The following is a 23,832-nucleotide window of genomic DNA, read 5'->3' on the forward strand; positions in this document are numbered from 1 at the left end:
ACCAATGTATATGTGCTAAAATACAATTGCAAACATTTTGTACCAATTTGGGGGAAGCGATATGGAACAAAAAGAGGCAAATTTATTTATGATTGAACTGTTAAGTGAATGGGATCCGCTCCAACTGGGCAATGATGCTTACGAACTGGAAATAGTTGATTGCATTCAAGCCGTTCATACAATTGATCACCCTTTACAGTTGGCTAGGAAGATTCAGTCAATTTACGAATTCTCTTTTGAAGAGGTTATACCTTTAAAGGAATGTGAAAAAATCGCCAAAAAACTATTGGCGATTAAAAAAAATGCGTCATGCCAATTATTGTAAAAACGCTTGCCTATTTAGCCGAAACAAAAATCAAAAATGTGATTACTAACATGATATGGCCGCTCTTCAGGCACTAAATGGCCTGTTTGTTTGAAGGAGACAAAACGAGAGATGGGCAAATCTTTCTGAAGCTGGTATCCGACTTCGATTGGAACGATTTTATCTTCTTCCCCCCATACTAATAAGCATGGAATTTCAATCGTTTTTAAGTCTTGTGAGGAAAGATCTCCTTCACGTTCACGAATCATTCGGGTCAATGCTCTGAAAATTTTATCGTCATAAAACGGTTCGCTATATCCGTATATCATGTCTTCGTTAATGAGCGATTGGTCGTGCACGACGCTGCATAAGCTTTTCCATACGCCTTGCCTGATAAATTGTCTTTTAACGTAAAGGTAAAAATACGGGAGATATGAACAAAATATGAGAGAGGAAGGCATCTTTTGCATATAACCAGAGCTGCAAATGAGCACAATTTTTTTAAACAAATCAGGTTTTTGCTTAGCTGCATATAAAGAAATTTGTCCGCCCATGGAATGGCCGACAATTACAGCCTGTTTGATTTGCAAACGTTCTAAAAGCTCTATAACCGCTTTTGCCATGTTGTGATAGGAATAGAAAAACTTCGTTGCTTTTTCGGATTTCCCAAATGGGGGAAGATCAATGGCTATAATGGAAAAGTGCTTTTTTAATAAAGGGATTAATTTTCTGTAGCTGAAGGTGGAGGATAAAAATCCATGAATCAGCACGATCGTATCTGTTTGTTGCGGATGATGATAATATTCGTAATATATATTTGTTCCTAATATTTTCATCTTGTGATGGATTTCCTTTAGCAATGCTTATTTCTCCTTTCAGTAATTTTGTACCGTTAGTTTATCCATCAATTTAAAAAATTTTCTGGCATAGTGATGTAAAAATTCTGGAACGTGATATAATTATCTGAAGATTCCATTTTAGGGGGATTTACAAAAATGAAATTGACTGAAAAGGAAACAGAAATTTTAGAAATTTTGGAGGAAGACAGCCGCTTAACACCTGAAACAATTGCGAAAATGATTGGACTTTCTGAGGAAGAGACAAAGAAATTGATTTCAGGTTTAGAAGAGAAAAAAATCATCGTGAATTATGCGACAACTATTGATTGGAAAAAGGTAGACGGACATGAAGGCGTAACAGCCATGATCGATGTAAAGGTGGCTCCAAAAAGAGGCGTAGGGTTTGATGAAATTGCCGAACGCATTTATCGATTTAACGAGGTTAAATCGGTTTATTTAATGTCAGGCGCTTATGATCTTTCTGTCGTGATTGAAGGAAAAACAATGAATGATATAGCCCGTTTTGTATCGGAGAAGCTGTCAACGCTTGAATCCGTTTTATCTACAACAACACATTTTATTTTGAAAAAATATAAACATGACGGAATCATTTTTGATCACGAAGATAAAGATAAAAGAATCGTGGTGTCACCATGAAAATGAAGACGTTAAATTCATATTTGTCAGAAACTGTCATAAATATGAAGCCATCAGGCATCCGCAAGTTTTTTGACCTAGCTGCCAATATGGAAGGCGTTATTTCACTTGGTGTAGGAGAGCCTGATTTTGTCACTCCATGGAATGTACGCGAAGCCTGCATTCTTTCCTTGGAACAAGGATTTACGTCTTATACAGCAAACGCTGGATTGTATGAGCTTCGCGAAAAAATCAGCGAGTATTTGTTCAAACGTTTTGATTTACAGTACGATCCGGCTGAAGAAATTATTGTAACAGTTGGTGCGAGTCAAGCGATCGATATAGCTTTCCGGTCTATTATTAATAGCGGGGATGAAGTATTAATAATAGAACCTTGCTTTGTTTCATATGCGCCTCTGGTCACTCTCGCGGGAGGGAAGCCTGTCAGCGTATCTACCTTTGGAGAAGAAGAATTTAAAGTCAATCCGGAAATTTTGGAAAAATATATTACAAGTAAGACAAAAGCCATTATGATTTGTACGCCAAACAACCCGACAGGAACGGTTTTATCGAAGAAAGAGCTGGAAGCAGTTGCACAAATTGCTAAGCGATATGACTTGCTGGTAGTGGCTGATGAGATTTATGCTGAGCTCTGTTATGAAGATGAATATGTAAGCATGCCGAGTATTGAAGGTATGAAGGAACGGACAATTCTTATTTCCGGCTTTTCTAAAGGCTTTGCCATGACAGGATGGCGGCTTGGGTATATAGCTGCTGACCGAGTTTTTGCGCGTGCAATGTTGAAGGTTCATCAATATTCGATCATGTGCGCGCCGACAATGGCCCAATACGCTGCATTAGAAGCATTGGAAAATGATGAAGATGTTTTATACATGCGGAAAAGCTATCAAAGAAGAAGAAACTACATTGTTCAGTCGTTAAATGAAGCCGGTTTATTTTGCCATATGCCGGGCGGTGCCTTTTATGCTTTTCCAAGCATTAAAAGCACCGGATTGTCTTCCGAGGAATTTGCGGAGAGATTGCTTTTAGAAGAAAAAGTAGCAGTAGTCCCCGGCAATGTTTTTGGCCAAAGCGGAGAAGGATATATTCGTTGTTCATACGCATCATCTATGGAGCAGCTTCAAGAAGCGATGAAAAGGATCAAACGATTTGTACAATCTTTATAATGCTTTTATTGCCTGGCCTAATATGAGGCCAGGTTTTTTTATTTATTTTTGCTCAAATGAGTACATTGTGTTATAATTGATCACCGCATATTCGTTTTAAGCAGAAATTATGAATTAGGAGTGTTTAAATGGCTAATCAATATCCTATCGGGGCTGTTTTAGTTGGTAAAGTGACAGGAATCCAGCCGTACGGTGCATTTGTAGCATTGGATGAAGAAACGCAAGGTCTAGTGCATATTTCGGAAATTGCCCACGGATATGTAAAAGATGTCCGGGATTACTTAAAGATCGGCGATGAAGTAAATGTAAAAATTCTTTCGGTTGATCATGAATCGGGAAAGATCAGCTTATCCATTAAGGCAGTGGAAGAAAAATCAAAACCAATTGCTAAACAAAAAACAGAAAGCGAAGCGTCAAGAGGCTTTAATACATTGCGTGAAAAGCTGCAGGAATGGATTGAACAATCAAAACACGAAAATATTATAAAAAAATAAAGACATACGCATCATGGTCATGGCGGAATTTTACGGAAACGTTATTGTAGAACACGAATTTGCTTTTTAATACTTATTCGTGTTACAAAGACTGCTATCGAACTTTGCCCGGACATTCTTTTAAAGATTTATCGAATGTCATTTCGGTTATAGAAGTTCGAAAAGCGGCAATCCTTCAAGCTGCGCTAATGAAAAAAACCGGCAATTATGCCGGTTTTTTTGAACCCTACTTTTCGGTTCTGTCGATTTTAGAAAAAAATTATAGAAGGTTTTTTTACAGAAAATTATGTCGATTTTTTAAGCTCCGAATTTTGATCTCATTGAAATGCTTGTTGTCTTTATCTTGTTTCCGTCTTAGGCTCATTACGGGCAAATTCTGCATCAGGTTTAAATAAGAGAGCAAGATTAATGAGACCGGCAATACCGACTATACCATAAATGATTCTAGATAAAGCAGCATTTTGGCCGCCAAAAATAGCTGCCACAAGATCAAATTGAAAAAATCCGATAAGACCCCAGTTCAGGGCTCCGATTATTGTAAAAAGCAGTGCAATCCGCTGTAAAGTGCTCATGTTGCTACCTCCTTTAAGTTGAATTTTTCCTTATTAACTTGTATCAAAATGAAAAATTTATACATCTAATTGCAGGAATAATGAGCCTGTTCTGTTTATTGTTTTCTTGATTTCGACAAATATTTTCGATAAAGTGGAAGACATGGCAGATAAATTTTTAGAGATGGAGGAATTGGCTTATGGCACATGTACGTTTTGATTACTCTAAAGCTTTATCTTTTTTTAGTGAGCAAGAATTTACATATTATCAAGATTTTGTAAAGGTTGCCCATCATTCCTTGCATGAAAAATCAGGTCAAGGAAGTGATTTTTTAGGCTGGATCGATTTGCCGCAAGATTATGACAAGGAGGAATTTGCACGGATTCAACAATGTGCCGAAAAAATCCGTTCGGATTCTGATGTATTGCTTGTCATCGGAATCGGAGGTTCTTATTTAGGTGCTCGAGCTGCAATTGAAATGTTGAACCATTCATTTTTTAATGCTCTTTCAAAAAGCCAAAGAAAAGCGCCGCAAATTATTTTTGTCGGAAACAATATAAGTTCTACATATATCCAAGATGTTATTGATTTTATAAAAGAAAAAGATTTTTCCATTAATGTCATTTCTAAATCTGGAACAACGACAGAACCAGCGATAGCGTTCCGAATTTTCCGTAAATTATTAGAGGATAAATATGGAAGAGAAGAAGCGAAAAAACGTATTTATGCTACGACAGATAAAGCGCGCGGAGCCCTCAAAACACTCGCAAATGAAGAAGGATATGAATCATTTATTATCCCGGATGATGTCGGCGGACGATATTCTGTTCTAACTGCTGTCGGGCTTCTTCCAATTGCGGTAAGCGGAGTGGATATTGAAGAGATTATGAAGGGCGCTCAAGATGCAAGAAGAGATTTTTCTTCTTCCGAGCTAATGGAGAATCCAGCTTACCAGTATGCCGTTGCGCGCAATATTCTTTATAATAAAGGGAAAACAATTGAAATGCTCATCAATTATGAGCCGGCTCTTCAATATTTTGCGGAATGGTGGAAGCAGCTTTTCGGGGAAAGTGAAGGAAAAGATTTGAAAGGTATTTTCCCTGCTTCAGCCAACTTTTCGACAGATCTGCATTCGTTAGGACAATATGTGCAAGAAGGGCGCCGGGACATATTTGAAACGATCTTACATGTAGAGAAGGTACGGCATGACATAACGATTGAAGAAGATGAAAGCAACCTGGACGGATTAAATTATTTAGCCGGAAAATCTGTTGATTTTGTCAATAAAAAAGCATTTGAAGGGACTCTCTTAGCTCATACTGACGGGGGCGTACCGAACCTCATTGTTTCCATTCCTGAATTAAACGCTTATACATTCGGATATCTCGTTTATTTCTTTGAAAAAGCTTGTGCAATGAGCGGTTATTTACTTGGCGTTAACCCGTTTGACCAGCCAGGCGTAGAAGCATACAAAATCAATATGTTCGCTCTTTTAGGCAAACCGGGCTTTGAAGAGAAAAAAGCTGAGCTTGAAAAACGCTTGAAATAAAAGGGAATCATGTAAAAAAGAACGGCAATTTGTTGCTGAATTTTCCTTTGCCAAGCAGACAGAATTTGATTAAACAGCAGCTGTAGCTATTTCTAGCTACAGCTGTTTTATTTTTGTCTATCTGCTGCCCGCTTCCGACAATTGGAATGCAATGTTGCGGTTCATCACCAAAAGATGTACTTGATTTTTACGTTAAAATGTGATAGGGGTCTCTAGACGGACACGCAAAGTAAAACGCTGGATATTTCGATACCCATATCCTCGCCTTTTGATCAATTTTATTTTGTTGTTAATTCCTTCCATTGGACCATTTGAGTAAGAAAAAACGATGCAAGAAAGCACTGCGTCTCTTCGGGTGATGAGTGCCTTGGCAATACTGCGTACGGCGGCACAGTCGCTAAAAAGGTACCGGTCAAACCATTGGGTCAAACGAGTTTCGGCTTGCTTTCTTGTTTGGCTTTTGGATACGTAACGGAAATGTTGAAGTGCTTGATAGACATCACGTAAATAAGCACTTTCTTGGCACCATTGTCGAACTTCCTGTCTCTCTTCTTCTGTTAATTTTTCTGGACGTTGGCTTAACAATCGGCACACGCGGCGAACGCTTCCATGTTTGGTTCCGCCTTTGGCAAGGTATTTGCGACAACGTTCCAGTGCATCGGTGAATAACTGAATCACATGGAAGTGGTCAAGAACATGGATGGCTTTTGGACATACCTTTTCAATGGCTTTTCTCATGGCAGGAGCCAAGTCGCTGACAACATACTTCACTTTGGAGGCGACGGGTTGAAGCGCCTCCACAATGGCTTCTTCATTTTTTCCAGAAGCAATGGAAAGGACATTCCGAGTCTGTGTGTCCATCACCGCTACTCCGTAATCATGTCCCTTTCGGAAAGCGAATTCATCCACACATACTACTGTAGGATTCGATGTTGGTAAAAGAGCCGGGGCATATTGATAAAACCAGCGTTCTACTGTCGTATAGGCGAGTTGTAACAAGCGAGCGACTTCTTGAATCGTTTTTCCGATGCATAACTGGGCGACCCAATGTTGAAACGATTCCGTCGCGATACTGTGAGACGGAAGTCCCGGATAAGAAACGGTGAACGTCAGAAAACAGGCTTGGCAACGCCGTCTTTCTATGGGAAGTTCAATCCAAAATAAACCGACCGTATTGGTATAGCCATGAATCCATTGTTTTCGTTTCGATGATATTTTGGTTGTCCGTCCGAAGCAAGTCGGGCAGATCGGACAATGAGGAGGGAGGGAAAGTTCAAAAATCCATCGTTCTCCCTCTTTTCGTTCTCCATGAATAAGAAAGCCTGGTAAAGTGATCAAATCTTTGATAAACTGAGATTGCATGCGAAATTTCCTCCATGGTTGATGGTTTGGTCACCTTTACCATACAGGAAATTTCGCATTTTTTGTACCCTTGATCAGAAAACAACCTGATTGTCAAGTACATTTTGTGGTGAAGAGCCAATGTTGCTCTTTTATTCCTTTATTTAGAAAAATAAATACACAATTTGCTCTTCATCGCAATATTTTTGACTGTCACGTTATATCCCTTCCATTAACAGAAGCCCTTTAACTTTTATCTGTCCGCTGTAAGAGCGTGGAGAATATTATTGGAAAGAGGGATCCGCATAGTTAGAGCAAAATTCGAAATAAAAAACCAATTTTTTAACTTAAAATAATGACTTTCCATCAAACGAAAAATTCGCTCGAATATTTGCCGAATGCAAAAATCGCCATTTTCCATAAAGCTTGAAGAGCATCTTTCATGACTACTTTTTCACCATTGGGTAAACATAATAAAAAATGAGCAGGAAGGTGTTTAAGTTATGATTGAAATTTCTTCATCTTTGGAAGGAAAACAATATCCTTTATACGATTTAGAACTGGAATTAAAACAGTTAGGATACACAATTGGAGGGAATTGGGATTATGATCACGGTTATTTTGATTATCTGATGGATGATGACGACGGATACCACTTTTTAAGAATACCGTTTCGTGCTGTCGACGGGCAATTGGATGCACATAATGCAACGGTAAGACTCGGCCGGCCTTTTATTTTAACCCACAAATATAAAGAGGGACTTGACGATCATGCGGCAATTGGAAACTTCCAAGCCTCCTTTAATCAGTTTTCCGAACCGGCGGAAAAAGATGCCGATGTTTTAGAGCCTTATGTTCAATTAGGAGAGACACTAATTCAAGAGCTTGAAAGAAGATTAAATTAGTTTTTTAAAGCTATTAAACAATCGTGTTGAACGACTGTAAAATTGTGGGGAGGGTTTAGAAAAATCTCTTCCCCTCTTTTGATGCCAAAAAGAATGATGCCATTGGAAAACAGGTCATTATGTAATTGCTGAAAATTTTTCCCGATGTCCTGGTCTGTTGGAGATTCAATTGTTAAGCGGGCGCCGTATGCTTTCCCGAGCTCTAATATAACATTCGAAAATCCATTCTGAAATAAGAAGCTGTTTAAAAAGACTTGACCAACCACCTGGAAAGATTGAATAATCTCATCAGCTCCCGCCCGTTTGGCATTCAATGTTTGTGTTTTTGTCATCATTTCGCAAATGGTGTACACGGACGGATTTGACGCTTTTACCGTAATTAATACTAAAATCGTGAGCATGTCTGCTTCCAATTCGTTTCTATGTTGATCAGCTGTGATGAAGACAGCTTTTGCCTCTTTAATGTTTGCTTTATTTAAAATTTGATCATCGGCAGGATTTCCTTTAATAAAGTGTATGTTTTCATCAATATAAGGTGCCTCGGATAATGTTTGGTCGATAAGAACAATAGGGCAGTAAAATTTTATAATACGCAGTGTTTCAATAATCTCCTTTGTTTTTTCATTCCAGCCAATTAATAAAAAATGGTTTTTCCCTTTGAAAGGAATTTCCCCGTCAATATAGGCGTTTTGCCTTTTTACAGCAGCAGCTGATAAATTTGTAAAATAGGATGTTAAAAATGCTACTCCGGTTAAAATTAGTATCATTCCGAATGTACGTCCCAAAAAAGTTTTTGGAACAAAATCGCCATAACCGGTTGTAGACATTGTTACAAGAGCCCACCATATGCCTTCAAAAGGTGTAGGAAACTCCTTCGGTTCTATGTAAGAAATCATCGTGCCAAACAAAATTAAAATCATTAACACAATAACAGACATTCGGATAAAAACCGGCCACCTTAAATATTGAATCCAAAGCTTTGTCGATTTCATGATTTACTTCCTTTCGTTTCGGCAAGAAAAGAGAAAATTTCTGTAATAATTGTATTGATTTTTTTGGCAACGGCCTCTTTTCCGTATGCATCGACCGCGCGTTTAATCGCCTTGATGGTTTGATCTTCAAATTCTATAATGCTTACATCTTCTTCTGATTCATTGTACAGCTCGATAAATACATCTAACGCATCGTTCATGTTATCAATTGCGGTACTCAGTTGTTTTTTCTCTTCATCATTAAGTTTCATCTCAACACCCCTGTATTAGTATGTGCAAATTCTTTTTTGAAAATGAAACTTTTCGTATACAAATGCGTATGAATATGTTGGACAGCTGAATTCATAATTATGGGGTGATTTTACAGTAAAGCTGAATGAAATGGTTCATGTCATCGTAGAATAGTAAAGACATGTGTCAGTTCTTTTACATTGATACAAAATTCTGTACAAATTCCTTCAAAAATTGTTATATTATTGTTAACTATAAAAAATAGAACGGGAGGTTTTTCAAAATGCTTTTTCATCCGATGGACATTCTGGTGTTCATTGCCTTCGGAATATCTATTTGGGCGCAATTCCGTGTGAAAGGGAATTTTGCTAAGTATTCCGATGTGATCGCTTCGAGTCATTTAACAGGGGCAGAAGTTGCGCGGAGAATTTTGGATCAAAACGGACTTTATGACGTTCCAGTCGAGCCTGTTCACGGGCAGCTGACAGACCACTACGATCCAATTCATCGGGTTGTGCGGTTATCAGAGCCGGTTTATTACGGAAATTCGATTGCGGCCGTCTCCGTCGCGGCGCATGAGTGCGGACACGCAATTCAACATAAAGAACGGTATGGTGCTCTTGTGTTAAGACATAAAATGTTTCCAGTTGTCAATCTTACATCGGGAATTGCTCCGATTTTGCTTATTGCCGGGTTTTTATTACAAAGCTTAAACTTGTTAGGGCTTGGGATTATCTTTTTCTCCGCTGCAGTTGCATTTCAGTTGATCACATTGCCTGTTGAGTTTAATGCGAGCTCTAGAGCAAAAGCTATTTTAGTAAGCGATGGCTTTATCCGAAACGAAGAAGAGCACGGAGTCAATAAAGTATTAAATGCAGCGGCTTTAACGTATGTTGCGGCAGCTTTAATATCTCTATTTGAACTTCTGAAATTCGTGATGATTTTCTTCCAATCTCAAGAAGAATAAAAATTGGAAAAGGGGCTTATTCGTATAATAGGCCCCTTGTCATTTTAGAAAAAGCGCAAGGCTAAGAGGCGGTGTTTATCATGTTAAAAAAATTTATATTACAGACGAGCCGGCGTGATGAAATGATTGACATTACAATGTCAATTCAACAGTTTGTACATGAATCAGCCGTTTCAGAAGGGATAGTTGTGGTATACTGTCCGCACACGACAGCAGGCATTACGATCAATGAAAATGCTGATCCTGACGTAAAGCGGGATATGATTCGCCGTTTCGATGAGCTGTACCCATGGGAGAATCCGCTTGACCGGCATTTTGAAGGGAATACTGCTGCTCATATGAAAGCAAGTACTGTCGGAGCATCCCAGCACGTTATCATCTTGGAAGGAAATTTGCTGCTTGGGACCTGGCAAGGCATTTATTTTTGCGAGTTTGACGGACCTAGAAAACGGACATATTATGCAAAAATTTTAAAAGGATAGGTTTTAGTTAAAATGTATAAAAAGTTTGCCCGATTCTAGCCGAAATTCGTTTATTTTTATTTTCACGAATATAGTTTTGATAAGTTGATAGGTACTTGTAATTCGGTCTTGTAACTTGATCTTTTAAATAAGCCGATTCAACCGCTTGTCTTTTTCGATATCGATTTAACGTTTCGATAACGCCTTTTGCATCACGAATTCCGATTCCGTGACCGTAATACAGATTATTGCCGAGATGAATCGCATTTACCCCCCGCCACTGTGGTGTTTCCGGGTTAAAATCCGGGTTGTTGAAATAAACGCAGTCTCCTGGGACAAAATCGGTCGTAACGGTCGTTCGGACTCCGAGGTCTTTGTCGTAATGCCAGTCATATAAAACAAGATCTGCAAATAAATAATTAAAAGCTTTTTCTCCTATTGAATCAAGAGCAGCTTTATAGAACACAATGACTATAGCTGTTGCACATTCAAATGCATATTTATTTCCATTTATAAAAATGTCCTCTATTCCTTTTGCCGGAGTCACATCTTTTTTTAACAAAAACGCCCCTTTACTGCTCAGCTGCCAGAAGCGATCATGACAGTATGAATTTTCAAATGTCGCAAATTGCGCTTTGCTTTTTAAAAGGTCGAGCGAAGCTTCGATCGTTTTTCTCCTGAATAAAATTTCAAACTTTAATTCATTTAAGGATTCATAGCGATAAACTTTGTGGCTGTTTGCCATCCAATCAATAATTTCCCGATCTTTTGCATCTGAAAAAAATTCTTTTAATTCATTAGCTGTAATAGGCCTATTTTGAATTGCAATCATTTATCGTTCCCCCCTCTGTAGCCATCGTATGATTTTGATAAGTAATTGGTCCATGTAAATTCTGATATATCGTTGAAAAGAGCGTTACCGCATCAACTTTTTTACAGGAGAAAAACCTCTTATGAAATTTCGTCATTTGTATAAATTTATACTTGTATTGAAAAAATCATCACGCTATAATATTGTCTGTGACAAATGAAAAACGGGGCATTAGCTCAGTTGGGAGAGCGTCGTGCTGGCAGCGCGAAGGTCAGGGGTTCGAGCCCCCTATGCTCCATTTAAAAAACCCTTGTTTACCAAGGGTTTTATTATTTCTTCATAAAAAATGAGTTTTTTGTGATAATATTCGTCTTCAATGAAAAGATGAAGGAAAAAGCTTTTCCGTAAAGATTGTATAAATCTACTGATTGAATTTATAAATATATTTTGTGATAAAAAAAGTTTGTAAAAAATGCAAATATAAATCCGAGTGGAAACGAAAAAATGACGGACCAACCGTTCACTTTTCCGTTTTCTTCGCTTATTCTTATAGCTTCTTTATATCCATATGCAAAATGGAAAATGGATAAAAAATAAGCAATAATTAAGAAAGCCAGATCCATTTTTATCCCTCCCGCTTTTGTCTCTCTAAATTTTATATATTCATGCTTGTCCATTTTTAATACAAAAAAATAAATGCTATGGCTGCATCAGCATTCTGCTTTTATTTGTACTTGGCTGCATCGCGTCTTTTTTTAAGTTGAGGAAACTATTGTCTCGATCGATAAATTGCTTCACAGTGTCAGGTTTCAATCCGGTGAAATCGTGTTTATGAAAACGGTGATGCTGACAAATGCTTGACATCGATTTTCCTTTGGCTCGTTAGATAGAAATTTTAGCGGATCACAAACAGTAAGAGGTGCTTAACAATGCGTTTGTTTGTGGTAAAATATGTTCTAACAGATAATTATTTGAATGAGTATGCTTTCGTCTACTAAATCAATTTTTGTCTAACGACTATCAAAAATAAATCTTTTTTTATAAAAATTTATATTGCAATTAGTGGTTAATGGTGATAGAATATCAAATGTCGTTAAGATCAATGAGACATTAGTCATGAATAAAAAATTACTTTTTAAAAAAACTCTTGACATTTTGCTCTGAATAGTTGTATATTGAAAAAGTCGCTGTAAAAATACAGCGGAAAATGATCCTTGAAAACTGAACAAAACGAAAAGCGTGCCTGTTGATTCTGACAAGAGCATTTGGTGACAAACTTTTTTTGGAGAGTTTGATCCTGGCTCAGGACGAACGCTGGCGGCGTGCCTAATACATGCAAGTCGAGCGGACCGAAGGGAGCTTGCTCCTTTAGGTTAGCGGCGGACGGGTGAGTAACACGTGGGCAACCTGCCCTGCAGACTGGGATAACTTCGGGAAACCGGAGCTAATACCGGATAACACCGAAAACCGCATGGTTTTCGGTTGAAAGGCGGCTTTTAGCTGTCACTGCAGGATGGGCCCGCGGCGCATTAGCTAGTTGGTGAGGTAACGGCTCACCAAGGCGACGATGCGTAGCCGACCTGAGAGGGTGACCGGCCACACTGGGACTGAGACACGGCCCAGACTCCTACGGGAGGCAGCAGTAGGGAATCTTCCGCAATGGACGAAAGTCTGACGGAGCAACGCCGCGTGAGCGAAGAAGGTCTTCGGATCGTAAAGCTCTGTTGTCAGGGAAGAACAAGTGCCGTTCGAACAGGGCGGTACCTTGACGGTACCTGACGAGGAAGCCACGGCTAACTACGTGCCAGCAGCCGCGGTAATACGTAGGTGGCAAGCGTTGTCCGGAATTATTGGGCGTAAAGCGCGCGCAGGCGGTTCCTTAAGTCTGATGTGAAATCTCGCGGCTCAACCGCGAGCGGCCATTGGAAACTGGGGAACTTGAGTGCAGGAGAGGGGAGCGGAATTCCACGTGTAGCGGTGAAATGCGTAGAGATGTGGAGGAACACCAGTGGCGAAGGCGGCTCTCTGGCCTGTAACTGACGCTGAGGCGCGAAAGCGTGGGGAGCGAACAGGATTAGATACCCTGGTAGTCCACGCCGTAAACGATGAGTGCTAAGTGTTAGAGGGTATCCACCCTTTAGTGCTGCAGCAAACGCATTAAGCACTCCGCCTGGGGAGTACGGCCGCAAGGCTGAAACTCAAAGGAATTGACGGGGACCCGCACAAGCGGTGGAGCATGTGGTTTAATTCGAAGCAACGCGAAGAACCTTACCAGGTCTTGACATCCCCTGACAACCCTAGAGATAGGGCGTTCCCCTTTCGGGGACAGGGTGACAGGTGGTGCATGGTTGTCGTCAGCTCGTGTCGTGAGATGTTGGGTTAAGTCCCGCAACGAGCGCAACCCTTGACCTTAGTTGCCAGCATTCAGTTGGGCACTCTAAGGTGACTGCCGGCTAAAAGTCGGAGGAAGGTGGGGATGACGTCAAATCATCATGCCCCTTATGACCTGGGCTACACACGTGCTACAATGGGTGGTACAAAGGGCAGCGAAACCGCGAGGTGGAGCGAATCCCAAAAAACCACTCTCAGTTCGGATTGCAGGCTGCAACTCGCCTGCATGAAGCCGGAATCGCTAGTAATCGCGGATCAGCATGCCGCGGTGAATACGTTCCCGGGTCTTGTACACACCGCCCGTCACACCACGAGAGTTTGTAACACCCGAAGTCGGTGGGGTAACCCTTACGGGAGCCAGCCGCCGAAGGTGGGACAAATGATTGGGGTGAAGTCGTAACAAGGTAGCCGTATCGGAAGGTGCGGCTGGATCACCTCCTTTCTAAGGATATATACATTGAAATAGGGTACGCTTTTCCGTTTTGTTTAGTTTTGAAGGATCATATCCTTCTTGATTGTTCTTTGAAAACTGGATAACGGAAAGACATTCACGAATAGATCGCTCATGTTAGGAAGAAACGGTTAAGTTAGAAAGGGCGCACGGTGGATGCCTTGGCACTAGGAGCCGATGAAGGACGGGACAAACACCGAAATGCTTCGGGGAGCTGTAAGTAAGCGTCGATCCGGAGATGTCCGAATGGGGGAACCCACTGCCCGTAATGGGGCAGTATCCATACCTGAATCCATAGGGTATGGAGGGCAACCCGGGGAACTGAAACATCTAAGTACCCGGAGGAAGAGAAAGCAACAGCGATTCCCTGAGTAGCGGCGAGCGAAACGGGAACAGCCCAAACCAAGAGGCGTGCCTCTTGGGGTTGTAGGACACTCGATTAAGGAGTGACAAAGGAACGGGGTAGACGAAGAGGTCTGGAAAGGCCCGTCAGAGAAGGTAACAACCCTGTAGTCGAAACTCCGTTCCCTCCCGAGTGGATCCTGAGTACGGCGGGACACGTGAAATCCCGTCGGAAGCAGGGAGGACCATCTCCCAAGGCTAAATACTCCCTAGTGACCGATAGTGAACCAGTACCGTGAGGGAAAGGTGAAAAGCACCCCGGGAGGGGAGTGAAAGAGAACCTGAAACCGTGTGCCTACAAGTAGTCAGAGCCCGTTAACGGGTGATGGCGTGCCTTTTGTAGAATGAACCGGCGAGTTGCGATTTCGTGCAAGGTTAAGCCGAAAGGCGGAGCCGCAGCGAAAGCGAGTCTGAAGAGGGCGAAATAGTACGAGGTCGCAGACCCGAAACCAGGTGATCTACCCATGTCCAGGGTGAAGGCAAGGTAACACTTGCTGGAGGCCCGAACCCACGCACGTTGAAAAGTGCGGGGATGAGGTGTGGGTAGGGGTGAAATGCCAATCGAACTTGGAGATAGCTGGTTCTCTCCGAAATAGCTTTAGGGCTAGCCTCAAGGGAAGAGTCTTGGAGGTAGAGCACTGATTGGACGAGGGGCCCCCATCGGGTTACCGAATTCAGTCAAACTCCGAATGCCAATGACTTATCCTTGGGAGTCAGACTGCGAGTGATAAGATCCGTGGTCAAAAGGGAAACAGCCCAGACCGCCAGCTAAGGTCCCAAAGTATACGTTAAGTGGAAAAGGATGTGGAGCTGCTTAGACAACCAGGATGTTGGCTTAGAAGCAGCCACCATTTAAAGAGTGCGTAATAGCTCACTGGTCGAGTGGCTCTGCGCCGAAAATGTACCGGGGCTAAACGTATCACCGAAGCTGCGGGTTGACACCGTTGGTGTCAGCGGTAGGAGAGCGTTCTAAGGGCATCGAAGCCGGACCGGAAGGACCGGTGGAGCGCTTAGAAGTGAGAATGCCGGTATGAGTAGCGAAAGAGGGGTGAGAATCCCCTCCGCCGAAAGCCTAAGGTTTCCTGAGGAAGGCTCGTCCGCTCAGGGTTAGTCGGGACCTAAGCCGAGGCCGAAAGGCGTAGGTGATGGACAACAGGTTGATATTCCTGTACCACCTCCTCACCGTTTGAGCAATGGGGGGACGCAGGAGGATAGGGCAAGCGCGCGGCTGGATGTGCGCGTCCAAGCAGTTAGGCTGGCAAGCAGGCAAATCCGCTTGCCGGAAGGCTGAGCTGTGATGGCGAGGGAAAGGAAGTACCGAAGTTCCCGATTCCACACTGCCAAGAAAAGCCTCTAGCGAGGTGAGAGGTGCCCGTACCGCAAACCGACACAGGTAGGCGAGGAGAGAATCCTAAGGTGAGCGAGAGAACTCTCGTTAAGGAACTCGGCAAAATGACCCCGTAACTTCGGGAGAAGGGGTGCTCATCAAGGTGATAAGCCATGATGAGCCGCAGTGAAAAGGCCCAGGCGACTGTTTAGCAAAAACACAGGTCTCTGCGAAACCGTAAGGTGAAGTATAGGGGCTGACGCCTGCCCGGTGCTGGAAGGTTAAGGGGAGCGCTTAGCGAAAAGCGAAGGTGCGAACCGAAGCCCCAGTAAACGGCGGCCGTAACTATAACGGTCCTAAGGTAGCGAAATTCCTTGTCGGGTAAGTTCCGACCCGCACGAAAGGCGTAACGATCTGGGCACTGTCTCAACGAGAGACTCGGTGAAATTATAGTACCTGTGAAGATGCAGGTTACCCGCGACAGGACGGAAAGACCCCGTGGAGCTTTACTGCAGCCTGATATTGAATGTGGGTACAGCTTGTACAGGATAGGTAGGAGCCAGAGACGCGTGAGCGCCAGCTTGCGCTGAGGCGACGGTGGGATACTACCCTGGCTGTACTGACATTCTAACCCGCGCCCCTGATCGGGGCGGGAGACAGTGTCAGGTGGGCAGTTTGACTGGGGCGGTCGCCTCCTAAAAGGTAACGGAGGCGCCCAAAGGTTCCCTCAGAATGGTTGGAAATCATTCGGAGAGTGCAAAGGCAGAAGGGAGCTTGACTGCGAGACCTACAAGTCGAGCAGGGACGAAAGTCGGGCTTAGTGATCCGGTGGTTCCGCATGGAAGGGCCATCGCTCAACGGATAAAAGCTACCCCGGGGATAACAGGCTGATCTCCCCCAAGAGTCCACATCGACGGGGAGGTTTGGCACCTCGATGTCGGCTCATCGCATCCTGGGGCTGTAGTCGGTCCCAAGGGTTGGGCTGTTCGCCCATTAAAGCGGTACGCGAGCTGGGTTCAGAACGTCGTGAGACAGTTCGGTCCCTATCCGTCGCGGGCGCAGGAAATTTGAGAGGAGCTGTCCTTAGTACGAGAGGACCGGGATGGACGCACCGCTGGTGTACCAGTTGTCCCGCCAGGGGCATCGCTGGGTAGCTATGTGCGGAAGGGATAAGCGCTGAAAGCATCTAAGCGTGAAGCCCCCCTCAAGATGAGATTTCCCATCGCTAAACGCGAGTAAGATCCCTTGAAGATGACGAGGTAGATAGGTCCGAGGTGGAAGCGTGGTGACACGTGGAGCTGACGGATACTAATCGATCGAGGACTTAACCAAGAAAGAGCATCTATTCGTGAAGGAACCGTTATCTAGTTTTGAAAGAATTATGGACTTTTATTTACTTTGCATATGTCCTCTGGTGATTTTTGAATTGGAGGATTAGCTCAGCTGGGAGAGCACTTGCCTTACAAGCAAGGGGTCGGCGGTTCGATCCCGTCATCCTCCACCATACAGTATATCGATTCAGCTCAATTGGCAAAGCACGGTCGAGATATCGTCTTTCATGCTGCTTCATCGTACCAATTGAACTTTTCCTTGGACAAGATTTCTAAGATTGGAACGACGATCAAATGAAGCAAGACTGATTATTGATTGTTGTATTCATCATGCCGGTGTAGCTCAATTGGCAGAGCAACTGAATCGTAATCAGTAGGTTGGGGGTTCGATTCCTCTCGCCGGCATCATTAAAGGTGTTGCATATTGAGCAGGAGCTTTTAGATTAGTCGTCAGAGTAACGAGCAATGCTTCGACGAACAATCAGAGAGTTGTCCCGACGCATCCAGCGTTTTCGAGAAAACTGGCAGAGGAAGGGGCATATGACCGATTTTTAAGAAAAAATTACTTTATATGAGCCATTAGCTCAGTCGGTAGAGCAACGAGCAAGGCTTCATCGAATAAGCGACGAGTTGTCCCGACGCATCCAACATCCTCGAAAAGACTGGCAGAGGAAGGGACATCTGACAAATGAAAAATGGATTAGGAGAAAAAATTTTTTTATGAGCCATTAGCTCAGTCGGTAGAGCATCTGACTTTTAATCAGAGGGTCGGAGGTTCGAATCCTCCATGGCTCACCATTTTGACGCGGGTGTGGCGGAATTGGCAGACGCACTAGACTTAGGATCTAGCGCCTTACGGCGTGGGGGTTCAAGTCCCTCCACCCGCATAATACGCGGAAGTAGTTCAGTGGTAGAACACCACCTTGCCAAGGTGGGGGTCGCGGGTTCGAATCCCGTCTTCCGCTTTTCTCTGCCGGGGTGGCGGAATTGGCAGACGCACAGGACTTAAAATCCTGCGGTAGGTGACTACCGTACCGGTTCAAGTCCGGTCCTCGGCACCATATTTGCGCCCGTAGCTCAATTGGATAGAGCGTTTGACTACGGATCAAAAGGTTAGGGGTTCGACTCCTCTCGGGCGCGCCATATCGGGAAGTAGCTCAGCTTGGTAGAGCACATGGTTTGGGACCATGGGGTCGCAGGTTCGAATCCTGTCTTCCCGACCAGGGAATTTAAAGGGGGGCCTTAGCTCAGCTGGGAGAGCGCCTGCTTTGCACGCAGGAGGTCAGCGGTTCGATCCCGCTAGGCTCCATATTTAATTTGGCGGTGTAGCTCAGCTGGCTAGAGCGTACGGTTCATACCCGTGAGGTCGGGGGTTCGATCCCCTCCACCGCCATTTTTCGGACCTTTAGCTCAGCTGGTCAGAGCAGACGGCTCATAACCGTCCGGTCGCAGGTTCGAATCCTGCAAGGTCCACCATCTTTATTATATGGAGGAGTACCCAAGTCTGGCTGAAGGGGTCGGTCTTGAAAACCGAGAGGCGGGTCAAACCGCGCGGGGGTTCGAATCCCTCCTCCTCCGTCATTATTATCGCGGGGTGGAGCAGTCCGGTAGCTCGTCGGGCTCATAACCCGAAGGTCGCAGGTTCAAATCCTGCCCCCGCAACCAATGGTCCCGTAGTGTAGCGGTTAACATGCCTGCCTGTCACGCAGGAGATCGCGGGTTCGATTCCCGTCGGGACCGCCATTAATTATTGATTCAACAGCTGTAGGAGGAATTTTTCAAGTACAGCAGGTTGTGTCAATGAATTCTTTCTTTAATGATGGATTGTACATAATTTTTTATCGGAGTTTTACGGCTCGGTAGCTCAGTCGGTAGAGCAAAGGACTGAAAATCCTTGTGTCGGCGGTTCGATTCCGTCCCGAGCCATTGTTTTATTAATTGCGGCGACTGTGGCGAAGTGGTTAACGCACCAGATTGTGGCTCTGGCATTCGTGGGTTCGATTCCCATCAGTCGCCCCATTTGCCTATAGTAGAGATAGATAATATGGCATTGAAAATAAGTATTTATTTCTATTATCAGCTTATTATGCGGGTGTAGTTTAGTGGTAAAACCTCAGCCACGAGCAACACTTCAATGAATAATCTGCGAGTTGCCTCGACGCATTTACATCCTCGAACAATGCTGGAAGAGGAAGAGGCATGGAAAATGCGTGTTTATCATTTAAATAGAAAAATAAATATTTTCGTGCGGGTGTAGTTTAGTGGTAAAACCTCAGCCACGAGCGACACTTCAATGAATAATCTGCGAGTTGCCTCGACGCATTTACATCCTCGAACAGTGCTGGAAGAGGAAGAGGCATGGAAAATGCGTGTTTATCATTTAAATAGAAAAATAAATATTTTCGCGCGGGTGTAGTTTAGTGGTAAAACCTCAGCCTTCCAAGCTGATGTCGTGGGTTCGATTCCCATCACCCGCTTAATATGGGCTTGTAGCTCAGCTGGTTAGAGCGCACGCCTGATAAGCGTGAGGTCGGTGGTTCAAGTCCACTCAGGCCCATTGTTATTTTTTAAGCAGCTTAGTTGAGCAATTGACATTGTTGCAATTGTCAGTCAAAAGCTGCTCTATTTGGCAAAATGCCTTAAATTTTTTTTGTATTCCGCAGTAGCTCAGTGGTAGAGCATTCGGCTGTTAACCGAACGGTCGCAGGTTCGAATCCTGCCTGCGGAGTCATTTCGAAATCAAAAAAGGGGCTGTCCAGAAAGTCAAATCCCCATTGAAAACAAAAAATCATAACACCGATATATCAACGTTTCTAATACATTAAAGGGGGCATCAATAAGCCGTAAAAATGACTTATTAGACACCCCCTTTTCTTACCTCTAGTCAAGTATTTTTTATTAAATAATTTGGTTAATATAGATTTTATTTTGGAAGGAAGGGGGACCCCTTCCTTCCAAAATAAATTTTCGCATGACAAATAGACCTCACGATTTCCATTTTTTTCGTCAGGTCTTTGTGATATAATCTTACTTACGATTACTGATGCATTGTTGCCTTTTCGTAATCGTATTTCAGATTATGTGTGATAAGGTGATAAGCCGATTTCAAGAACTTATTCACGCATGCTATGGACGCAACTTTATGAGGTTTCCTCTGGGGTTGCGTTTTTAATTTATCATAATAATCTACAATATGATTTTGTGTGTTTTTCCGTAGTTGGATCATGGTCTGGATCATGTAAAATAGAATCTTTCTAAGTTTGTTATTTCCTCTTTTATTAATCTTGTCTTTATAAAAGGTATTCCCAGATTGATATCTCATAATATCAATACCGACGTAAGCATTCAGTTGTTTATGGTTTTTGAATCGTCGAATATCTCCTAATTCTCCAATTAAACGAACTGCAGTCGTTTCTCCGATTCCTGGAAATGAAATTAAAATCTGATACTCTTGTTTATCTTTCGATAATTTAACCATCTTTTGGACAAGTTGATCTCTTTTCTCCTTCAAGTCTGCAATCCGTTTGGCATAATCCCGCACTTGTTCACAGCGAATATCATCTTTTGAAATTGCTGGATACGCTTCTTTTGCTGCTTCGATTAAAGCGATCCCTTTTTCTTCAGCACGTGCCAATGATAAGTTTTTTCTTGTGTTGGCTTTTAAACGATTACGAATCACTGTTTTTGAACAAACTAACACATGATCCGGATGAGGGTATAATTGAACGACATTCAAAAATAAAGCAGAACGTTTACTGAATAGCTTTTCTAACTCGGGAAAACTCAATTGTAGAATCGCATGTAAACGACTATATAAATGCGTCATTTCACTACTTAATTCATCATAATATCTCGTCATTGCACGCATTTGTTTATAATATTCCCCTTCTTGATAAGTTTGTTCACGTTCAACTCTAAAGTGAGTTTTCGCAAGTTCATGAGCGTCGCTTTTATCTGTTTTTTGTCTCCTCATTGAAGCCATTTGAATATTCGCTTCGAGTGGGTTAACTCGATAATACATATAACCTTGATCACCTAAGAATCGTTCTAGTGGTTTTGAATATACGCCTGTTGCTTCAAAGACAATATCAGGTGCCTGTGCATCTTTTTGTGTTAAAGATATAAGGGTTTCGTTTAATTTCTCGAAAGAGTAGCGGTTATGGGTTATTTCACCCTCATATTCGCATTGACGATAACGGTCATAAATGACCATTGTACTTTTCCCCATACTGACATCAAATGCCACTACGTGTTTCATATTTTCTGCCTCTCCTTTTTAGCCAAACATAGAAGTTCTTCACATTGCCTTATTGATTCCATTTTCTTATACACGGTCTCTTCGGACCCAACATACTAAACTGATTCAAATAAGGATGTGAAGTTGGTCTGTTTTTAATACGGACTCTATTTGGTCCCAGGGGATGTTCGACCTTCCTTCACTTCTACTATAAAAAAATAGTAGCACAAACCTTGGCCTAGGTCTGTACTACTAATGTTAGTATGTTTTTTGTCTTCTTGTAATTTTAATCATTTTTCGTATATGGTTCTTTTTCTTTTAATGGAAGATCTCCCCATAAAACTGTTAAATCCTCTTCATCAAGCATTTTTTCATATCGTTTATGTTCATGTGACGGATAGACGTTTACGTTTTTTCCCTCAATATCTGTATAAATGAAGTTTTCAATATCTTCAATATATCCAATTTCATCATCGGAATTATACATATCTCCGTACGATAACGGTGGAGTTCTTACATCTTGCGGTGTTTCTGACGTTCCGTATTCGATAACATCTTGAAAATAATCATACGGCTCAGTAACAGCGGTATTTTCATGGTCGATTTGAGAGGATCCGTGAAAAGTCGCATCAAGTATTTCTTCCTCTACAGGTCTTTCATGAGAAATCGTTTGAACTAGAGTATGTTCTTTGCATGTTTTGGCTGTCGGTATGGCTTTAAGACGGTCTTCATCAATTTTTTTTCCGCAGACAGAACAAGTACCGTATGTGCCCTCATGAATTCTTTCTAATGCTTCAACGATCTCTTCATATTCTTTTTCTAAATGTTTATTTAAAGCTAAATCTTTTTCTCTTTCATACAGTTCGGTCGCATCGTCTCCGGGGTGATTGTCGTAGCTGGAAAGCTCTCCAGTTGATTCATGGTCCAGCCCTTTTTCCAATTGAAAATGATCGTTATTATCCCAACGTTTTTCAATCTCATTTTTCATGAATATTAATTGCTTTTGAAATTCCTTTAATTTTTTTTCGTCCATGTCCATATGAAAGACACCTTCTTTTTTAGAATCTAAAGCTATTTTGGACGAAAAGGAATAAATTATAACTTTAAAATCATGAAAAAAATTCACCTTTGCAGCCATAAATTTCATCATCATTTTAAAACATGTCAGGAAAGGATTGCTGCTTCCACGCCTTTTTTAACGCTATGCTTTGAAGCTGATGGCACTTGAAAGGCTACCACAACATCATTCGGCTGAGAAACAGGCTGGCTATCCGATAAAGAGGCTGTGACCTATCGAGATGTTTTTTCAGGACAAAATATTTGCTCAGCATATTGAAATTGCGAGTGGATGATACAGAACAAATTTCACAGTAAAGCTTAATAAAAAAACACGATAGTAAACATACTATCGTGTTACTGAGATATGATGGTGCTTATGAGCAAACCTGCAGCAAGCAAAAAGCCTAATAAAGTGTTTGTTTGCGATGTTGCTTTCATGGCCGGCATCATTTCAATAGGCTTTGTTTTGCCGACAAATCGCTTCACCGCCTGAATAGCTTTTGGAATGCTAAGAAAAGCTAGAATAGACCACCATGTGGAATAATCAAAAATGATCATAATAAAAATGAGACAGTAAGAAACAATAAACATAATTGCTAAAAATCGAATTGCATTCTGGCGGCCAAGCAAAATTGCTAATGTTTTTCTTCCGTTTTCCTTATCGCCGTCTAAGTCTCTTATGTTATTCGCAAGCATGATGGCGCCGATCGTGATCGCAATCGGGATCGAATGAATGAAAGCTGTTGAAGTTAGATAACCTGTCTGAATAAAAAAGGAAATAAGGATAATAACGACTCCCATAAATAAACCTGAAGCTAGCTCGCCAAACGGCGTGTAAGCGATTGGATATGGACCTCCAGTATATAAGTATCCTACTGCCATACAAATTGAACCGACTAATGCCAACCACCAGCTTGACTGGAGACAAATGTAAATTCCCAATAGGATAGAGACAACAATACATGTGATTGCTAAATTTAAAACGGTTTGGGGCTTGAAGCCATTTCGGACAATTGCTCCTCCAATTCCGACAGATTCTTCTGTATCAAGACCTCGTTTATAATCGAAATATTCATTAAATAAGTTTGTGGCTGTTTGAATTAACAACGAGGCAGTAAGCATTGTAAGAAAAAGTCCAATATGAATGGGTCCTACTTGCAGTGCCAAAAGAGTTCCGACAATCACGGGGACAAATGCTGCAGTTAATGTATGGGGTCTTAAAAGCATCCACCAAGCCCGAAACCCTCGTTCAGCTTTTATAATGGGTACATTATGTGACTCCGTTTTAGGATGCATAATATGTTCTCTCCTTTATTTCATTCTGAAAACGAAAGCTATTCCCCACAACCTAGTCTAGAAAAATGT

General features: G+C 42.2%; 18 protein-coding genes, 20 tRNA genes and 2 rRNA genes. 30 read left to right on the forward strand and 10 right to left on the reverse strand.

The features are described 5' to 3' along the window. Positions 1–61 precede the first annotated feature (61 nt). Positions 62–325, forward strand: a complete 264-nt coding sequence (locus NSQ71_RS04650; protein ID WP_063387052.1) for a DUF1871 family protein — start codon at positions 62–64, stop codon at positions 323–325. Positions 326–339: 14 nt separating this feature from the next. On the opposite strand, the gene NSQ71_RS04655 is transcribed toward NSQ71_RS04650, so the two are convergent. Further along, entirely contained in the window at positions 340–1,140 is an 801-nt protein-coding gene (locus tag NSQ71_RS04655; RefSeq protein ID WP_063387100.1) for an alpha/beta fold hydrolase, read from the reverse strand. A gap of 159 nt (positions 1,141–1,299) precedes the next feature. On the opposite strand from NSQ71_RS04655, the gene NSQ71_RS04660 reads away from it, so the two are divergent. The 3 genes from NSQ71_RS04660 (at position 1,300) to yugI (ending at position 3,460) form a co-directional block, all read left to right on the forward strand. Beyond that, complete coding sequence (locus NSQ71_RS04660; RefSeq protein ID WP_063387051.1) at positions 1,300–1,800, forward strand: Lrp/AsnC family transcriptional regulator; 501 nt, start codon at positions 1,300–1,302, stop codon at positions 1,798–1,800. Further along, entirely contained in the window at positions 1,797–2,966 is a 1,170-nt protein-coding gene (locus tag NSQ71_RS04665) for an aminotransferase (protein ID WP_186439307.1), read from the forward strand. Before NSQ71_RS04660 ends, NSQ71_RS04665 begins: the two co-directional genes overlap by 4 nt. 128 nt (positions 2,967–3,094) lie before the next feature. Beyond that, positions 3,095–3,460: a S1 domain-containing post-transcriptional regulator GSP13 gene (gene yugI / locus NSQ71_RS04670; RefSeq protein ID WP_066249272.1), complete on the forward strand. Its 366-nt coding sequence runs from the start codon at positions 3,095–3,097 to the stop codon at positions 3,458–3,460. Between the two features lie 338 nt (positions 3,461–3,798). Here the strand turns inward: yugI and NSQ71_RS04675 are convergent, their stop codons facing one another. Continuing rightward, positions 3,799–4,032: a DUF378 domain-containing protein gene (locus NSQ71_RS04675; RefSeq protein ID WP_063387049.1), complete on the reverse strand. Its 234-nt coding sequence runs from the start codon at positions 4,030–4,032 to the stop codon at positions 3,799–3,801. Positions 4,033–4,211: 179 nt separating this feature from the next. Between NSQ71_RS04675 and NSQ71_RS04680 the strand changes: the two genes are divergently transcribed. Continuing rightward, positions 4,212–5,561: a glucose-6-phosphate isomerase gene (locus NSQ71_RS04680; RefSeq protein WP_063387048.1), complete on the forward strand. Its 1,350-nt coding sequence runs from the start codon at positions 4,212–4,214 to the stop codon at positions 5,559–5,561. A 192-nt stretch (positions 5,562–5,753) separates the two neighbouring features. On the opposite strand, the gene NSQ71_RS04685 is transcribed toward NSQ71_RS04680, so the two are convergent. Continuing rightward, the gene (locus NSQ71_RS04685; RefSeq protein WP_340733127.1) at positions 5,754–6,923 is read right to left on the reverse strand and encodes an ISL3 family transposase; all 1,170 of its coding nucleotides are present in this window, start codon (positions 6,921–6,923) and stop codon (positions 5,754–5,756) included. A 482-nt stretch (positions 6,924–7,405) separates the two neighbouring features. On the opposite strand from NSQ71_RS04685, the gene NSQ71_RS04690 reads away from it, so the two are divergent. Continuing rightward, positions 7,406–7,807, forward strand: coding sequence for a YugN-like family protein (locus NSQ71_RS04690; protein WP_063387047.1), 402 nt, complete (start codon positions 7,406–7,408; stop codon positions 7,805–7,807). Here the strand turns inward: NSQ71_RS04690 and NSQ71_RS04695 are convergent. Together NSQ71_RS04695 and NSQ71_RS04700 are read right to left on the reverse strand one after the other, a co-directional pair. Continuing rightward, positions 7,804–8,799 carry a potassium channel family protein gene (locus tag NSQ71_RS04695; protein ID WP_066249275.1) on the reverse strand — a complete coding sequence of 332 codons (996 nt, stop codon included), beginning with the start codon at positions 8,797–8,799 and terminating at the stop codon, positions 7,804–7,806. The genes NSQ71_RS04690 and NSQ71_RS04695 overlap by 4 nt on opposite strands. Continuing rightward, positions 8,796–9,050, reverse strand: a complete 255-nt coding sequence (locus NSQ71_RS04700) for a hypothetical protein (RefSeq protein ID WP_327863954.1) — start codon at positions 9,048–9,050, stop codon at positions 8,796–8,798. Before NSQ71_RS04700 ends, NSQ71_RS04695 begins: the two co-directional genes overlap by 4 nt. A gap of 263 nt (positions 9,051–9,313) precedes the next feature. Here NSQ71_RS04700 and NSQ71_RS04705 point away from each other — a divergent pair, with 263 nt between their 5' ends. After that, positions 9,314–9,997 carry a zinc metallopeptidase gene (locus NSQ71_RS04705; protein ID WP_063387044.1) on the forward strand — a complete coding sequence of 228 codons (684 nt, stop codon included), beginning with the start codon at positions 9,314–9,316 and terminating at the stop codon, positions 9,995–9,997. 80 nt (positions 9,998–10,077) lie between these two features. After that, the gene (locus tag NSQ71_RS04710) at positions 10,078–10,479 is read left to right on the forward strand and encodes a secondary thiamine-phosphate synthase enzyme YjbQ (RefSeq protein ID WP_063387043.1); all 402 of its coding nucleotides are present in this window, start codon (positions 10,078–10,080) and stop codon (positions 10,477–10,479) included. A gap of 7 nt (positions 10,480–10,486) precedes the next feature. On the opposite strand, the gene NSQ71_RS04715 is transcribed toward NSQ71_RS04710, so the two are convergent. Beyond that, a complete protein-coding gene (locus NSQ71_RS04715) occupies positions 10,487–11,290 on the reverse strand; it encodes a protein-glutamine gamma-glutamyltransferase (protein ID WP_063387042.1) in 804 nt (267 codons plus the stop codon). Between the two features lie 204 nt (positions 11,291–11,494). Here NSQ71_RS04715 and NSQ71_RS04720 point away from each other — a divergent pair. After that, positions 11,495–11,567 (forward strand) — tRNA-Ala (locus NSQ71_RS04720). 136 nt (positions 11,568–11,703) lie between these two features. Here NSQ71_RS04720 and NSQ71_RS04725 read toward each other — a convergent pair. After that, positions 11,704–11,892, reverse strand: a complete 189-nt coding sequence (locus NSQ71_RS04725) for a hypothetical protein (RefSeq protein WP_063387041.1) — start codon at positions 11,890–11,892, stop codon at positions 11,704–11,706. 656 nt (positions 11,893–12,548) lie between these two features. Here NSQ71_RS04725 and NSQ71_RS04730 point away from each other — a divergent pair. The 21 genes from NSQ71_RS04730 (at position 12,549) to NSQ71_RS04830 (ending at position 19,899) form a co-directional block, all read left to right on the forward strand. After that, positions 12,549–14,102, forward strand: a 16S ribosomal RNA gene (locus tag NSQ71_RS04730). Positions 14,103–14,240: 138 nt separating this feature from the next. Continuing rightward, positions 14,241–17,172, forward strand: a 23S ribosomal RNA gene (locus tag NSQ71_RS04735). Together the 16S and 23S rRNA genes with 19 tRNA genes alongside form the textbook arrangement of a ribosomal RNA operon. Before the next feature lie 96 nt (positions 17,173–17,268). Beyond that, positions 17,269–17,344: transfer RNA gene (locus tag NSQ71_RS04740), tRNA-Val, on the forward strand. Positions 17,345–17,503: 159 nt separating this feature from the next. Next, positions 17,504–17,576 (forward strand) — tRNA-Thr (locus NSQ71_RS04745). 317 nt (positions 17,577–17,893) lie between these two features. Beyond that, positions 17,894–17,969, forward strand: a tRNA-Lys gene (locus tag NSQ71_RS04750). A gap of 7 nt (positions 17,970–17,976) precedes the next feature. After that, positions 17,977–18,058, forward strand: a tRNA-Leu gene (locus NSQ71_RS04755). Between the two features lie 6 nt (positions 18,059–18,064). Continuing rightward, a tRNA-Gly gene (locus NSQ71_RS04760) sits at positions 18,065–18,136 on the forward strand. 7 nt (positions 18,137–18,143) lie between these two features. After that, a tRNA-Leu gene (locus NSQ71_RS04765) sits at positions 18,144–18,232 on the forward strand. 5 nt (positions 18,233–18,237) lie between these two features. Next, positions 18,238–18,314: transfer RNA gene (locus NSQ71_RS04770), tRNA-Arg, on the forward strand. A gap of 3 nt (positions 18,315–18,317) precedes the next feature. Beyond that, a tRNA-Pro gene (locus tag NSQ71_RS04775) sits at positions 18,318–18,394 on the forward strand. Between the two features lie 13 nt (positions 18,395–18,407). Continuing rightward, positions 18,408–18,480: transfer RNA gene (locus NSQ71_RS04780), tRNA-Ala, on the forward strand. A 10-nt stretch (positions 18,481–18,490) separates the two neighbouring features. After that, positions 18,491–18,564, forward strand: a tRNA-Met gene (locus NSQ71_RS04785). 6 nt (positions 18,565–18,570) lie between these two features. After that, a tRNA-Ile gene (locus NSQ71_RS04790) sits at positions 18,571–18,647 on the forward strand. Between the two features lie 12 nt (positions 18,648–18,659). Then, a tRNA-Ser gene (locus tag NSQ71_RS04795) sits at positions 18,660–18,749 on the forward strand. Positions 18,750–18,759: 10 nt separating this feature from the next. Continuing rightward, positions 18,760–18,836, forward strand: a tRNA-Met gene (locus NSQ71_RS04800). A 2-nt stretch (positions 18,837–18,838) separates the two neighbouring features. After that, positions 18,839–18,914 (forward strand) — tRNA-Asp (locus NSQ71_RS04805). 110 nt (positions 18,915–19,024) lie between these two features. Next, positions 19,025–19,097: transfer RNA gene (locus NSQ71_RS04810), tRNA-Phe, on the forward strand. Between the two features lie 17 nt (positions 19,098–19,114). Next, a tRNA-His gene (locus NSQ71_RS04815) sits at positions 19,115–19,190 on the forward strand. Positions 19,191–19,577: 387 nt separating this feature from the next. Further along, positions 19,578–19,648: transfer RNA gene (locus NSQ71_RS04820), tRNA-Gly, on the forward strand. A gap of 6 nt (positions 19,649–19,654) precedes the next feature. Beyond that, positions 19,655–19,728 (forward strand) — tRNA-Ile (locus tag NSQ71_RS04825). A 99-nt stretch (positions 19,729–19,827) separates the two neighbouring features. Then, a tRNA-Asn gene (locus tag NSQ71_RS04830) sits at positions 19,828–19,899 on the forward strand. A 309-nt stretch (positions 19,900–20,208) separates the two neighbouring features. Here NSQ71_RS04830 and NSQ71_RS04835 read toward each other — a convergent pair. From NSQ71_RS04835 to NSQ71_RS04845, 3 genes are all read right to left on the reverse strand, one after another. Next, positions 20,209–21,429, reverse strand: a complete 1,221-nt coding sequence (locus tag NSQ71_RS04835) for an IS110 family transposase (protein WP_063388609.1) — start codon at positions 21,427–21,429, stop codon at positions 20,209–20,211. 265 nt (positions 21,430–21,694) lie between these two features. Beyond that, on the reverse strand, positions 21,695–22,447 hold the full coding sequence (locus tag NSQ71_RS04840; RefSeq protein WP_340733137.1) for a TraR/DksA C4-type zinc finger protein: 753 nt from the start codon (positions 22,445–22,447) through the stop codon (positions 21,695–21,697). Positions 22,448–22,821: 374 nt separating this feature from the next. Then, positions 22,822–23,763: a 1,4-dihydroxy-2-naphthoate polyprenyltransferase gene (locus NSQ71_RS04845; RefSeq protein WP_063386558.1), complete on the reverse strand. Its 942-nt coding sequence runs from the start codon at positions 23,761–23,763 to the stop codon at positions 22,822–22,824. Positions 23,764–23,832: the final 69 nt, after the last annotated feature.

The sequence above is a fragment of the Aeribacillus sp. FSL M8-0235 genome, from assembly GCF_038000355.1.
GTDB lineage: Bacteria > Bacillota > Bacilli > Bacillales > Aeribacillaceae > Aeribacillus > Aeribacillus composti.

Excerpts from the sequence above, each read along its gene's own strand:
- NSQ71_RS04650 (WP_063387052.1), top strand. The coding sequence starts at position 62 with ATGGAACAAAAAGAGGCAAATTTATTTATGATTGAACTGTTAAGTGAA.
- NSQ71_RS04655 (WP_063387100.1), bottom strand. The coding sequence starts at position 1,140 with ATGAAAATATTAGGAACAAATATATATTACGAATATTATCATCATCCG.
- NSQ71_RS04660 (WP_063387051.1), top strand. The coding sequence starts at position 1,300 with ATGAAATTGACTGAAAAGGAAACAGAAATTTTAGAAATTTTGGAGGAA.
- NSQ71_RS04665 (WP_186439307.1), top strand. The coding sequence starts at position 1,797 with ATGAAAATGAAGACGTTAAATTCATATTTGTCAGAAACTGTCATAAAT.
- yugI (WP_066249272.1), top strand. The coding sequence starts at position 3,095 with ATGGCTAATCAATATCCTATCGGGGCTGTTTTAGTTGGTAAAGTGACA.
- NSQ71_RS04675 (WP_063387049.1), bottom strand. The coding sequence starts at position 4,032 with ATGAGCACTTTACAGCGGATTGCACTGCTTTTTACAATAATCGGAGCC.
- NSQ71_RS04680 (WP_063387048.1), top strand. The coding sequence starts at position 4,212 with ATGGCACATGTACGTTTTGATTACTCTAAAGCTTTATCTTTTTTTAGT.
- NSQ71_RS04685 (WP_340733127.1), bottom strand. The coding sequence starts at position 6,923 with ATGCAATCTCAGTTTATCAAAGATTTGATCACTTTACCAGGCTTTCTT.
- NSQ71_RS04690 (WP_063387047.1), top strand. The coding sequence starts at position 7,406 with ATGATTGAAATTTCTTCATCTTTGGAAGGAAAACAATATCCTTTATAC.
- NSQ71_RS04695 (WP_066249275.1), bottom strand. The coding sequence starts at position 8,799 with ATGAAATCGACAAAGCTTTGGATTCAATATTTAAGGTGGCCGGTTTTT.
- NSQ71_RS04700 (WP_327863954.1), bottom strand. The coding sequence starts at position 9,050 with ATGAAACTTAATGATGAAGAGAAAAAACAACTGAGTACCGCAATTGAT.
- NSQ71_RS04705 (WP_063387044.1), top strand. The coding sequence starts at position 9,314 with ATGCTTTTTCATCCGATGGACATTCTGGTGTTCATTGCCTTCGGAATA.
- NSQ71_RS04710 (WP_063387043.1), top strand. The coding sequence starts at position 10,078 with ATGTTAAAAAAATTTATATTACAGACGAGCCGGCGTGATGAAATGATT.
- NSQ71_RS04715 (WP_063387042.1), bottom strand. The coding sequence starts at position 11,290 with ATGATTGCAATTCAAAATAGGCCTATTACAGCTAATGAATTAAAAGAA.
- NSQ71_RS04725 (WP_063387041.1), bottom strand. The coding sequence starts at position 11,892 with ATGGATCTGGCTTTCTTAATTATTGCTTATTTTTTATCCATTTTCCAT.
- NSQ71_RS04835 (WP_063388609.1), bottom strand. The coding sequence starts at position 21,429 with ATGAAACACGTAGTGGCATTTGATGTCAGTATGGGGAAAAGTACAATG.
- NSQ71_RS04840 (WP_340733137.1), bottom strand. The coding sequence starts at position 22,447 with ATGGACATGGACGAAAAAAAATTAAAGGAATTTCAAAAGCAATTAATA.
- NSQ71_RS04845 (WP_063386558.1), bottom strand. The coding sequence starts at position 23,763 with ATGCATCCTAAAACGGAGTCACATAATGTACCCATTATAAAAGCTGAA.